General features: G+C 36.6%; 12 protein-coding genes. 3 read left to right on the top strand and 9 right to left on the bottom strand.

Going from position 1 to position 13198, the window contains the following annotated elements:
• Genes JM81_RS04650 through JM81_RS04640 form a run of 3 tightly spaced genes read left to right on the top strand, consistent with a single transcriptional unit; the run spans nucleotide 1 to nucleotide 5280 of the window.
• Complete coding sequence (locus JM81_RS04650) at nucleotides 1-1296, top strand: BatA domain-containing protein (protein ID WP_144800945.1); 1296 nt, start codon at nucleotides 1-3, stop codon at nucleotides 1294-1296.
• Nucleotides 1296-3533, top strand: a complete 2238-nt coding sequence (locus JM81_RS04645; protein ID WP_261374960.1) for a tryptophan-rich sensory protein — start codon at nucleotides 1296-1298, stop codon at nucleotides 3531-3533. Before JM81_RS04650 ends, JM81_RS04645 begins: the two co-directional genes overlap by 1 nt.
• Nucleotides 3526-5280 carry a hypothetical protein gene (locus JM81_RS04640; RefSeq protein ID WP_144800942.1) on the top strand — a complete coding sequence of 585 codons (1755 nt, stop codon included), beginning with the start codon at nucleotides 3526-3528 and terminating at the stop codon, nucleotides 5278-5280. The genes JM81_RS04645 and JM81_RS04640 overlap by 8 nt, the downstream gene beginning before the upstream one ends.
• A gap of 7 nt (nucleotides 5281-5287) precedes the next feature.
• Here JM81_RS04640 and JM81_RS04635 read toward each other — a convergent pair whose 3' ends face one another.
• From JM81_RS04635 to JM81_RS18385, 9 genes are all read right to left on the bottom strand, one after another.
• Entirely contained in the window at nucleotides 5288-5701 is a 414-nt protein-coding gene (locus JM81_RS04635) for a DUF6691 family protein (RefSeq protein ID WP_089259956.1), read from the bottom strand.
• Nucleotide 5702: 1 nt separating this feature from the next.
• Nucleotides 5703-6263 carry a YeeE/YedE family protein gene (locus JM81_RS04630; RefSeq protein ID WP_144800940.1) on the bottom strand — a complete coding sequence of 187 codons (561 nt, stop codon included), beginning with the start codon at nucleotides 6261-6263 and terminating at the stop codon, nucleotides 5703-5705.
• Nucleotides 6264-6368: 105 nt separating this feature from the next.
• The gene (locus JM81_RS04625; RefSeq protein ID WP_144800938.1) at nucleotides 6369-6557 is read right to left on the bottom strand and encodes a DUF2892 domain-containing protein; all 189 of its coding nucleotides are present in this window, start codon (nucleotides 6555-6557) and stop codon (nucleotides 6369-6371) included.
• 9 nt (nucleotides 6558-6566) lie between these two features.
• Nucleotides 6567-6872 carry a hypothetical protein gene (locus JM81_RS04620; RefSeq protein WP_144800936.1) on the bottom strand — a complete coding sequence of 102 codons (306 nt, stop codon included), beginning with the start codon at nucleotides 6870-6872 and terminating at the stop codon, nucleotides 6567-6569.
• A 32-nt stretch (nucleotides 6873-6904) separates the two neighbouring features.
• Nucleotides 6905-10117 carry an efflux RND transporter permease subunit gene (locus JM81_RS04615; RefSeq protein WP_144800934.1) on the bottom strand — a complete coding sequence of 1071 codons (3213 nt, stop codon included), beginning with the start codon at nucleotides 10115-10117 and terminating at the stop codon, nucleotides 6905-6907.
• 124 nt (nucleotides 10118-10241) lie between these two features.
• Nucleotides 10242-11324: an efflux RND transporter periplasmic adaptor subunit gene (locus tag JM81_RS04610; RefSeq protein WP_144800932.1), complete on the bottom strand. Its 1083-nt coding sequence runs from the start codon at nucleotides 11322-11324 to the stop codon at nucleotides 10242-10244.
• A gap of 32 nt (nucleotides 11325-11356) precedes the next feature.
• Nucleotides 11357-12661, bottom strand: a complete 1305-nt coding sequence (locus JM81_RS04605; RefSeq protein WP_144800930.1) for a TolC family protein — start codon at nucleotides 12659-12661, stop codon at nucleotides 11357-11359.
• A gap of 166 nt (nucleotides 12662-12827) precedes the next feature.
• Nucleotides 12828-13022 carry a DUF6132 family protein gene (locus JM81_RS04600; RefSeq protein WP_144800928.1) on the bottom strand — a complete coding sequence of 65 codons (195 nt, stop codon included), beginning with the start codon at nucleotides 13020-13022 and terminating at the stop codon, nucleotides 12828-12830.
• Nucleotides 13022-13162 (bottom strand): hypothetical protein, encoded by a 141-nt coding sequence (locus tag JM81_RS18385; protein ID WP_186435525.1) that lies wholly within the window; start codon nucleotides 13160-13162, stop codon nucleotides 13022-13024. Before JM81_RS18385 ends, JM81_RS04600 begins: the two co-directional genes overlap by 1 nt.
• Nucleotides 13163-13198: the final 36 nt, after the last annotated feature.

The following is a 13198-nucleotide window of genomic DNA, read 5'->3' as shown; positions in this document are numbered from 1 at the left end:
ATGTCATTTGCACATCCTTCATATCTATGGGCTTTATTGGGACTTCTGGTTCCCATAGCCATCCATTTATGGAGTAAAAAGGAAGCAAAGACCATTAAAATTGGTAGTGTGCAGTGGTTATCAGAATCAAAATCAAAACAATCTAGCAGTATTCAATTGAATGAATGGTGGTTGTTGGTGTTACGCATGGGCATCATTTCGCTGTTGGTATTGTTGATGGCAAAACCACAATGGCAATCAAAAGTGAGCAATACATCCCTGACCTATATTATTGAACCAGAGCTGGTACAGTATACTGGTTTTATGTCCCGCTTCAATGAAATAAGCGATGATCAAGAAATTAGACTGTTGCGAAAAGGCTTACCGTTAAAGGAAAAAGAACAAGACATAATTGCGCAGCATTTTTTACTTGATTATTGGGGTTTGGCATCTGAAATGGATGCCCTACAGACCGATAGTATTGTTGTCTTTACCAAGGGTTTAGCAAAGGGGTTAAAAGGGGCAAGACCGGAAACCAAGCATAAAATGCATTGGGTAGTCATTGATTCCGCATTAGCGAAAGAGACACCTTTATTAGCCTATAAAAAGAAGAATGGTTTACAATTGTTTACAGGCAAGAGTACTCCGTTTGATACCAAAGTTACCAATAAAAATGTCAACTTAGGCGATGAATTTACGCTTAGCAACAGTGGGGATAGCTTAGTAATTTCAGGAACGAATCCGGTAGATAAAATTCCTGTGTATGTTCAAAAATCCATCAAAATAGCACTTTATTATACCGATAGTTTACAGAAAGACAAATCGTATATAGAGGCATCGTTAAAGGCGCTTTCCATTTATTTGGATAGGGAGATTCAGGTAGAATCTAGCTTAGATACTGAAGTAGTATCAGACAAAGAAGCAGATGCCATCATCTGGCTTAGTGCAAAACCTTCCCCTAAAACGACAAAAAAGTTACTGGCCTTCAAAGAGGATGCGCTATCGCAATCAATGGTAATTCCCGGCGTAGAGAAGCATAGTTTCTATTTGACCAAACGCATAAACTCAGAGAATGCGATTACGGAGCGATTAACGGAGCAATTGTTACAAATGCTGGAAGTCAATGGTGAGGTTGAAAAATTAGTAGCTGAGGTGGATCATCGTTCGGTCTCTACGGCTGAATTGGAAACCACTTATACACCTAGTAAAAAGAAGCAAAAACAAATGGCAAGTCAGAATGTGAATCCGTACTTATGGTTAATCCTCTTAGTATTGTTATTGGTGGAACGCTTTGTAGCATATAAACGCAAACAGTGATGGAGCAGGGCAAACTAAACTTGGTGAAATTTCAAAAGCGATGGCAGTTGTTGTCATACGCCGAGGCTGTTCTGTATGCCTTGGGCATTGCTGTACTATGCTATTTTATTACTGAAAACGTATGGTTTGGCTTGGCATTATTTATTTTAAGCGTGTTACTTTTTGTCTTCATAAAAAAGCCTTGGAAGCATAATTTGAACACTATAAGTTCATATATAGATGCCCACGTTTCAGAAGCCTCATTTAGTACGGGACTACTATTACAACCAGAAGACAACTTATCCAATTTAGCGAGGTTGCAACGCTATAAGGTTTCGGAAGAACTCACCAAAAGATTGGGGGATATAAGTCCGCCAAACGCCCTAAAACAAGCATTTTTAGTCATGCTAGGTTGTATATTACTCGGCTTTATATTTCACAAGTTGGCTATATTTCCCGGGGTTGCTAACGAGCTAAACAATCCTAAAAATATCGAGCAAATTCAGTTTGTGGCAACGGATAGTGTACAAGCTAAAAGCAGTATTCCGGCAATTGAGAAGCAGGAAATACGGGTTATTTATCCATCGTACACAAGATTGGGGAGTAAAACTACAGCTGACCCAAATATAAAGGCAGTTACCGGAGCTAAAATTCAATGGAGGTTACAATTTGATGCAGTAGTGGTAACACCAATATTAGATGTGATGGGCAAGTTAATACCCATGCAAAAATCAGAAACGGGTTATCAAGTGCAGTTGCCTTTAACAGCATCAGGTTTTTATAGTTTTAAATTTCAAAATGAAGAAGGAACAGAGTTTACATCCGATTTGTTTTCGTTGGAGGCGGTAGCGGATAATCCGCCCGAAATAGAGATTTTAGGATTGGAACAGTACACCTATTTTGATTTTTCCGATAAAAAATTGGTAGAACTGCAAAGTACCATTACAGATGATTTTGGAATTGATGAAAGCTACATTATTGCAACAGTAAGTAAGGGAACGGGAGAGTCTGTGAAGTTTAGGGAAGAAAAATTGAATTTTAAGGAAACCATTTTAAAAGGAACCAAATCTATAAGAGCCACCAAAACATTGGATTTGAATGCATTGAAAATGGAAGTAGGTGATGAGCTTTATTTTTATATAGAAGCCTTTGATCAAAAACAGCCGAAGCGTAATGTGGCACGTAGCGAAACGTATTTTGCAGTAATCAAAGATACCGTTGGAGAGCAATTTGGTGTAGAAGGAACTTTAGGCGTAGACCAAATGCCCGATTATTTTAGAAGTCAGCGACAACTGATTATTGACACCGAGAAATTAATAAAGGATAAGCCCAGCATTTCAATTCAAGAATTTAAATCGAGAAGTAATGAATTGGGGTTTGACCAAAAAGCGCTTCGCCTAAAGTACGGACAGTTTATGGGCGATGAATCTGATATGGCAGAAGCACCTGCCGTGATCGAAAGTCATGAAGAAGGTAAAGACCATGATCATGCTGAAGATCAAGAAAATATGCTCAAAGAATTTATGCATGACCATGATGGTGATAACGAGCATAACTTGGTAGAACAGGATGAGCATGGACATGAAGATACAAGCGAAGAACCAGAAGACCCTTTGCATGATTACCTGCATAATCATGATGATCCAGAAGAATCAACCTTGTTTGAAGAATCTTTAAAAACCAAATTAAGAAAGGCGTTAAGTATCATGTGGGATGCCGAATTATATCTGAGATTATACGAACCAGAAAAGTCGTTGCCGTTTCAATACGACGCTTTAAAATATATTCAAGAAATAAAGAACAGTGCCCGTATTTATGTACATCGCATAGGTTTTGATCCACCACCGATTAAGGAGGAAAATAGGCTTACCGGAAAAATAAAGGACATTAAAAATTATAGTAAAAACGAAACTACTAGTGCAGACCAACCTTTTGAAGCCATTATAAACGCAGTTAGCCGATTGGAACAGTTGGTACATGGCGAACAGGAGTTTAAAAAGGATGATACTATACTTTTTACCGCTGCAGGCAACAAACTGGCACAATTGGCAATAGAAAACCCGAGTAAATATTTGCAGGTACTGCAAGGGCTAAAAAGTATAGAGAACAACACAGGAAGAACCATTGAAAATTACCGATTCGTTCAAAAAGGATTGTTACTGGCTTTGCCAAGTACGCCGCAGGTGCCCGGATCTGAAAAAGTGTACAGAGACGAAATCAATTCATTATTTCTAAAACAATTGGAAGTGTATGATTGATGGAATTTCGTTTGTACAGCAAGAATTATTAATACCCATTTTATTGGGAGGTTTACTGGTATTTGTAGTTTTTGTTTTTAAGGAATGGCGTACACGAGACAAGGGCAGGTTTACTTTAAATGCTATAGTAGCATTTATAACCCTGATTGCTTTAATACTAATTGTTTTAGAACCTAGCAAAGAAGTAGAAATACAGCACAAGCAAGGACTACTTTTAACCGAAGGCTACCGAACGGCACGACAAGATAGTTTAGAGGCGATTTACGAGGGAATTCAGGTATTAGAATATAACCCAAAGCAACCGGTTCGTAGGGCTTTAGATTCGCTAACAAGTCTGGTGATTATTGGCGATGGGGTAGCACCCTTTGATTTTTATAAGTTTGATAGTATACCCACTAGCTACTTACCAAACGAAATTACATCAGGTATTACCAAAGTAAAGTGTAATGATCATCTTGTTTTAGGGGATGAGTTTAGGCTGAACGGAACTTATGCCAAACCGAAACTAGGTTCCATCTTGGTATTGCAAGATTCACGAGGTAATGGTTTGGATTCTATTCTTTTAGAAGATAAGAGTTCGCAAAATTTCTCTTTAAAAACGGTCCCAAAAGTTAGTGGTGATTTTATTTTTAAATTATCGGAAAAAGATAGTGTGGGCAAGATGTTAGAGTCAAATCCGCTTCCAATTACAATTCGTAAAAAAGAACCTATTCGCGTTTTGATTGTAAATACTTTTCCAACATTTGAAACAAAATACCTCAAGAATTTTTTAGCGGATGAAGGGTATGAAGTTACGGTTCGTAGTCAGCTGACAAAAGGCAAGTTTAAGTTCGAGTATTTTAATACCAAAGCATCGCCAATTTATCAATTTACGGAGGAGAGCTTACGTAAGTTCAATGTAGTTATTACAGATACCGAAACCTATTTTAATTTCGGAAAAACGGTAAAAAATCGCTTTGAACATAGCATACGTGAAAACGGATTAGGCTTGTTAATTCAACCAATCGAACTGCTGTTTAAACTTGGTAAAGCAATGCCTTATTTTAGTTTTAAAAGCGATGGCGTAAATGAGGTACAATTACCCAATAATACCATCAACATAGAAAAATATCCTTTTACATTTAATGAAACATTCGCCGTGAATGCAATAGATTCAAATGAACTTGGCAAATTATCGTATTTTAGGCAATTGGGCTTGGGTAGAGTTGCAACCACTACATTGTTAAATAGTTATCAGTTAGTGTTGCAGGGAAAGAATCAAGCTTATAAAAGTATTTGGACTCAGATTTTAGATAAGATTGTACAACGAAAAGAACAAGTGGTAGCATGGCAATCGCAAACGGAATTGCCAAAAGTGGGCGAGCCTTTTTCTTTTGTATTACGTACCGGTTTGGAAGATTTTCAAGTATTGAATACTGAAGAAAAACGTGTTCCCTTGCTACAAAACGCAAATGTGTCTTTTAAATATTCGGGTACTACCTATCCGAAGAAAGCAGGGTGGAATACTTTGGAAGTAGAAGGCGACAGTACCACTCAATTTTCCTATTACGTTTATGATGTCGATGATTGGAAATCTTTAAGTGCATCTCATAAAAGAGAAGCGAATGCAAAACAGTTTGGTAATGCAATAAAAGAAAATAGGACAGTTATGGTAAACCGTCCTATATCGCTACTATTTTTTTATATCCTTTTTTTACTGGGGATTGGATGGTTGTGGTTATCACCAAAATTATCCGCCCTAAGCTAAATCAGTTTTAATGCGGTAGTTTGTCCTTTAACAAACCATACACAAATGTTCCCAATAGCGCACCTCCTATAACGACTAGTATAGAAGGAAATCCAGCACCTACCAACACATACATAGGACCTGGGCAAGCACCTGCCAACGCCCATCCTAAACCAAAAATAATACCACCTATTAAATAACGGGCAACACTTTTTGTTTTAGGGTGTAAATTCATTTCTTTTCCTCCAATGGCTTTGATGTTATTTCTTTTTATAATCTGTACGCCAATTACCCCTAGAACAAGTGCGGAGCCAATAATGCCATACATATGAAAAGATCCAAACTGAAACATTTCATAAATACGAAACCACGAAGCAGCTTCAGATTTATACATGATGATGCCGAAAAATATACCTATGGTCAAATAACTTAAATACTTCATGTTAACTAAAAATTAGGGGGAATAAAAGGTGAATCATAACCAAGCCGCCAATAAAAAAACCAATCACGGCAATTAAAGATGGCAACTGTAAATTACTTAGTCCGGATATAGCGTGACCACTGGTACAACCACCCGCATAACGAGCGCCAAACCCAACCATGAATCCGCCTAAAATCAAAATTGCTAAAACAAAGGGGTCCGATAAATTTTCGGATGCAAACAATTCTGTAGGCAAATACGCCGATCCAGCACTTTTAATTCCATAATCCTGTGAAAGATGTGTGGCAATTTCCGGATTTATTTCAACGGTATTATTTGATAGGAATTGTGAGGCTATAAACCCGCCGATAATGGAACCTAAAACAACAGTAAGGTTCCACCGTTGCGACTTCCAGTCGAATTTAAAGAAATCACTGTATTTTCCTGCACCACCGATAGAACACATGGTTCTTAAGTTGGAAGACATACCAAATTGTTTGCCAATATATAGCAAAACAAACATAGTAAGGGCAATTAAAGGTCCGGCAACATACCAAGGCCAAGGATCATATATCCAATTCATCTAGTCAATTTTTCAACTAGCAAAAATAGACTATTTAAGGTATAAATTATGTAACAATGGTTAAAGAGCTAGAAAATTGACTTTTAACTACATTGATTCAGGATATTAATTTTTTTTCACGCCTAATTTTAAAAGAATAGTCTCCAGCAGACACCATTTGGTAAAGGCCGATTGAATCAAATTCACTCCAATAAATACCGTAAACCATAACCAATTGATACTTACATAAACAACTAAAACAACACTTAATAAAATAAATGTTCCAACGATAACTCTAAAATAAGTATTTAACATATTTGACGTTTAAATTGATTTTTCAATAGGTACCACTACCGCTTTGATAGGGTTATTGGTATCTAAATTTTTATTGAATGACCTAATCAGTGTAAACAGTAGTTCAATGTTTTCATCTTCGGTAAAGGAGAATAATAAGCTGGATTGCACTCCACTTTTTTCACTGGGAAACCAATTGGAAGTGCGCACCAATGTCGTATTATTTTTATAACCTTCTATATCGGACCCACTAAAACTCTCTATATCGGCTTTTTTAAAAAGCCGAATAATATCTTTTTCAAATTCTTCAACAACAGTTACAATAAGTAGTTTCATTAGTATATTATTTAATTTTGACCGTTATCTATTTAATCGATGTTTTCTACTTCTGGATAATTTTTCTTTTCTATCATGTAGTACACCAAAGGCACAACCAATAGGGTAAGCACGGTAGAAACAATAGTTCCTCCCATTAATGAGATAGCCAAACCTTGAAATATTGGGTCAAATAAGATTACGAAAGCTCCAATAACTACGGTACCTGCAGTAAGCAAAATTGGAGTGGTACGTACCGCACCAGCTTCAATTGCTGCCTGTTTAATAGGTACGCCTTCGGCTAATCGCAGGTTAATGAAATCTATAAGTAGTACCGAATTTCGTACCATAATACCAGCAAGGGCAATCATACCAATAAAAGAAGTAGCGGTAAAAAATGCGCCCATAATCCAGTGACCTAGAATAATTCCTATCAATGATAATGGTATGGCTACCATCATTACAATAGGGGCTTTAAAGTTTTGGAACCATCCTACAATTAAAATATAAATTAAGATGATGGCTCCCATAAAGGCAATTCCCAAATCACGGAATACTTCAAGAGTAATTTGCCATTCACCATCCCATTTCACGGTATAGTCATCTTCAAACTCAGGTTGACCTAAGTACATTTCGGTAATTTGATATCCTTTAGGCAATGCTATTTCTTTTAGCTTTTCTTCCATACCTAATATCGCATATGCGGGGCTCTCTAATTCTCCTGCCATATCTGCCATTACATATACTACGCGTTTTTGATTTTTACGGTAGATACTCTTTGCACTGGTAGTTTCCTTAATGTCGACTAAATCTGCAATAGGCACCATTGTACCATGTTTAGAAGTAATTTTTAATTGTGAAATATCTGAAATTGTTGATTTCTCCTTTTCATCCAAAGCCAATAGTAAACCTACTTGGTTGCTAGCATTTTCATCGTATAAATTGGTTATAGCCCTATTCGATAATGCCATATTCATGGTATAGGCAATTTGCTGTGGTGCCACGCCATAAAGCATTGCTTTCTCTTTATCGATTACAAATTGATATTCTGTTTGGTCTGCTTCCACCAGCCAGTCGATATCAACAACGTCATCGGTATTCTTTAAAATATCTTGAACGCTATTGGCAATTCTCATTTGCTCTTCATAGTCAGGACCATAAACTTCTGCTACAATTGTAGATAATACAGGAGGCCCGGGTGGAACTTCAACCAATTTTACATTCGCATTATATTTTGCCGCTATTTTTTGAATAGCTGGGCGCAATAATTTTGCAATGTCATGACTCTGGGCAGATCGTTCACCTTTGTCAATAAGATTAACTTGAATATCTGCCATATTACTACCTCCACGTAAATCGTAATGGCGTACCAAACCGTTAAAGGTAATAGGGGCAGAGGTACCTACATAGTTCTGGTAATTTACAACCTCTGGTCTAGTAGATAAATATTGAGCAATTTCTTGGGTAACCACACCTGTACGTTCTAACGTAGTACCTTCTGGCATATCGATAACCACTTGAAACTCGTTCTTGTTATCGAACGGTAACATTTTAACGGCTACAGATTTGGTGAAGAATAATACCATAGAACCCATAAGCATTAGGAAAGTCAATCCTAAAAATAACCAACGCTTACGACTGTTTTCAATTAACGGTCTTTCGAACTTGTTATATATTTTGTAGATATAAGTTTCTTCAAGAGGCTTTTCTTTCTTTTCAACTTTACCTTTTTTATCTTTTTCTCTCAAGAAAATATACCCCAAATAAGGTGTTATGGTCAAAGCCACGAAAAGAGATAAAATCATGGCTATTGATGCACCTATGGGCATTGGAGCCATATAAGGACCCATTAAGCCAGATACGAATGCCATTGGTAAAACTGAGGCGATTACGGTAAATGTGGCTAATATAGTAGGGTTACCTACTTCATTTATAGCATACAGTGCAGCTTGCTTAAACGGTAGCCGTTTCATTTTAAAATGCCGGTGCATATTCTCGGCAATAATAATGGAGTCATCTACCACAATACCTGTTACAAAAACCAAGGCAAATAATGTAATTCTGTTTAAAGTGTAGTCAAGCATATAATAACTCAACAATGTCAAAGCAAATGTAATGGGTACGGATAAAAATACGACCAAACCACCACGCCAGCCCATAGCTAACATAACTACTAATGTTACCGCAATTATAGACCCTATTAAGTGTAATAAAAGTTCTGACACTTTATGAGATGCAGTTTCTCCATAGTTTCTAGTGATTTCTACGTGAACATCATTAGGAATTAATGTGGCTCGTAAATGGTCAACTTTATCAATAACGATATCTGCAATTTTCATCGCATCGGCACCCTTTCTTTTTGCTACCGAAATGGTAACCGCTGGGTATTCAGATTTGTAATCAGTCACCTTATCACTGGCCTGCCCGAAACCTAAAGACACATAACTTTGTGGAACTTCCGGTCCGTCGATAATGCTCGCAATTTGTTTTAAATAAATAGGCTGGTTTTGTTGTACACCAACCACAAGATTTTCAACATCGGTTACCGAAGCCAAAAAATTACCGGTATTTACCAAAAACTCAGTATCATTCTTATCAAAACTACCAGAGCTTAATTGCGCATTGTTAGTCTTAATCATTTCAGAAACAGATAAGAAATCCAATCCACTGGCGGCTAGTTTATCCTTATCTAGAACCACTCGTAATTGGCGGTCTTGATTTCCTATTTTATGGGTAATAGCCACATCGTTTACCTTTTTAATCTCGCTTTCTAACTCTTGTGCCATTTGGCTTAACTGGTACCCGTCATAATTTTCACTCCATAAGGTAAGTCCAAGCATAGGCACGTCATCAATAGCACGCGTTTTCACCAATGGGAATGTTACGCCCTGCGGCATAATATCCATATGCTTATTAATTTCATTGTACAGTTTTACAAAAGAACGCTCTATGTCTTCGCCCACGTAAAACTGAACAATGACCATACCCTGTTCTTTCATTGAAGTTGAATACACATATTCTACACCTTTAATATTCGAGATTAATTTCTCTAAAGGTTTAATTACACGCGATTCTACTTCAGCAGGACTCGCACCAGGGTAGCCTACAAATATGTCTGCCATTGGCACGTCAATTTGTGGTTCTTCTTCCCTCGGAATCAAAAACGAACTGTACACCCCAATGACCATAAATACAATCATTAGTAGTACCGTTAACTTACTGCCTATAAATAATTTGGCAATTTTACCAGCTAAACCTTCCTTCATTATTTCTATATTTTATTAGTGTGTTACCACCTGCCGGTTGGCAGGTGGACGGGCTTTCCGCTCATACTCCTCGGCACAAAAAGTGCCTGTGGGGTAACCGCTTCAATCCCTAACCCAGATTCGTTTATTGATTGGAGATTTTTGCTCCGTTAAATAATTTCCCTTCCGCAGAAACTATATATTGTTCATCTGCAGATAATCCTGATAATACTTCTACTTGATCACCAAAAGTTCTTCCCAATCGCAACCAACGTAATAAGGCTGTATTGCTTTGGCTCACGGTATAAATTCCGAATAATTGACCATTCTTCACAATGGCTTCTACAGGTATCATTACGGCAGAACTTGTTGTTTTTCGTGCTACCGGAAATTGTACGGTTGCGTACATACCAGATAAAATCTGAGCATCGGTTTTGTCTAATATAACCTTGACCAAATATTGACCTCCTGTATTTTTAGAAGAAGTACTCACTTCTGTTACCTTACCTTTTACATTCTCATTTAAAGCTTTTACCTGTACGGTAACCTCAGTGTCATTTTTAACAGCAAGAATTTCAGATTCCGGAACCATTGCCAAAACTTGATATTTACCTGGAGATTCTACTTCTAGCAAAGGCATACCTGGGTTTGCCATATCACCTGCACTAATGAATTTATTGGTGACTACACCATTAAAAGGAGCACGAATATTCGCATAACCCATTTGTGCATTTACACCGTTTCTCATTTGTTTAGCAGACTCTAAACGTGCCTTTGCCATGTTATAATTGGCTGTGATATCATCTAGTTCTTTCTGTGAAGCACTGTTTTCTTTAAATAAAGTTGAGAATCTATTAAAGTCTTTTTCGGCATTAGTAAAAGCAGCTTCAGCCTCAGTGATTCCTGCATTTACCTGTGCTAATTGAGCCGATACATCTGCATTGTTAACACTCATTAGTAATTGACCTTTATTCACTTTATCACCAACATTTACATATATCTTATCTACATACCCCATCATACGGGTACTGATATTTGCACTCTTGGCAGCTTCAATTTTTCCACTTACGGTTAAAAACGGACTACTACTATCTTCAGAAACAGTTTTTACTTGAACGGCTATTGCTGGCGAGTTATCAACTACATCTTTTTTATCTTTGCTTCCACAACTAGAGATTAGGATTGTTGCTCCTAAAATTGCCGAGATTATATATTTTTTATTTTTCATCTTTTTGCTTGGTATTAAGTAATGGATTTATGCTATTCTTTCGTTAGAAATTGTACATACGCCAAGGCGTAATTATGTTGAAAAATTGTTGCGTAATATTCTAATTGCTTTTGAGAGTATTGCGTTTCGGACATTAGTAAATCTGTAGTTTTTTCTAAACCTTGCTTGAATCTATTGGTGCGTATACGTAATGATTCTTCAGATTGTTCTAGTGCCAGTTTTGTAAGCTTTAATTTGTTTTTAGCATCTTCATAACCTCTTTTTGCTTTGTTAAGTTCTAATTGGCTTTCAGATTTATACTGTTCTAACTGTAATTTAGATTTGTCATATTCAGCCTTACTCTTTTGAGATTTTCCAAAACGCTTACTTCCTTCAAAAAGATTCCATTTTAATTCTGCACCAAATAAATATCCTTGGGCTTGACCTTGGAAAATTTCATCGTCATGTAACTCATAAGTGCCAAAGGCATTTAATCTAGGTAAGAAAGACATTTGGTCTGCCTTATGCATTTGTCTATATGCTTCGGTAGCCGAATTCATGGCTAAAATATCTTTTCTGTTTTCAGATAAGTTTACAATCGTTGCAGTCGCATCATTAGTGATAGCTAATGAATCTGAAGGTTTTAAAATTTCATTTTCATCAGTATTCATTAAAACAGATAGGTAGTTGCTGGCATTTAGAATATTACTTTTTGCGTATTGCAGTTGATTCTCTATTTCTGTAACCCGCACTTCTATAGAAAGAACATCAGATTTTTGTAGGTAGCCTTGTTTGTAGCTATTATCAGCTATACGCTTATTTTCTAAAGCTGTTTCTTGGGCTTTTTCTAAAACCTTCACCGTTTTATAGGCGAGTTGTAATTGCATATAGGCTTTTTCAACCTCAAGCGCTAAATAATCTTCTGTTCGTCCAGATTGCAGCTCAGTTGCTGTTAACTTAGCTTTTGCTGCTTTACGTTGATAAATTCCGTCGAAGTTTATAAGCGGCTGTTGTACTTCAACCCTGGTCGCAAAATCTTCTATTTGGCTAGGGTCATTTAACAAATCTGGGTTAAAATCTGCCGCAGTTAAAATTTCCTGATTCAGTTTGGATCCAAAAGCCATTAAGGGGTTCGTAGTAGCTATAGCTGTATGTGAAACGCTAATATTGGGCAATAAAATGGCATTGGTCTGTTTGTAATCACCCTTGGCGGACAATACATCCTGATGTGCCATTTTTAACGTGTTATTCTGTTCCTTAACTTTAGCTAGAACTTCATCTTTTGTAATTGACTTAGTTTGCTGTGCAAATCCAGAATAAAAGACCAATAACAATACCAATCCTAATTTATACTTCATCGTATTCATTTATTTAGTACAAAATTAGGGTGGTAAAAGAGGCTGTACAGTAACTAATGTTACCTATGAAAATTTCTTTATAATTAAAAATTCATGAAAAAAAGAAAAGCACCCTTTTATAAAGAGTGCCTTTTGCCATCAGCTGAAAATTAAAAGTAAATTCAGCTCATTTTTTAGAAGTTTTTACAAATATATTGAATAGCAACCCACCCATTAAACCACCATATAATGTACTGTTTAAAGGTTTGGAAGTAATGGCACATGTACCACTAATACAACCAATTTCCACGTAATATAAATACCCGGAAAGAGCGCCGATCACCACACCAATTGCAGTTAGTAAAATCACTTTTTTTGTCATTAATTATGGGCTTTTCTAGTGCCGCCATGACCTCTGGCTACAACCAACATTATTTTTATACTCAACCAAATGAATTTAAAAAATTGAATTATTGGGTTCATCATATAAAAACGCTTGGATTTGGATATTCTTTGTGTCATTTCTTTTAATTTTAGGTTTTATACTTTCAATTCTAA

Source organism: Maribacter sp. MAR_2009_72, from assembly GCF_007827235.1.
GTDB classification, from domain to species: domain Bacteria; phylum Bacteroidota; class Bacteroidia; order Flavobacteriales; family Flavobacteriaceae; genus Maribacter; species Maribacter sedimenticola.
The sequence above is the reverse complement of the archived record's forward strand: the minus strand, read 5'-3'. Positions and strand labels throughout refer to the sequence as shown.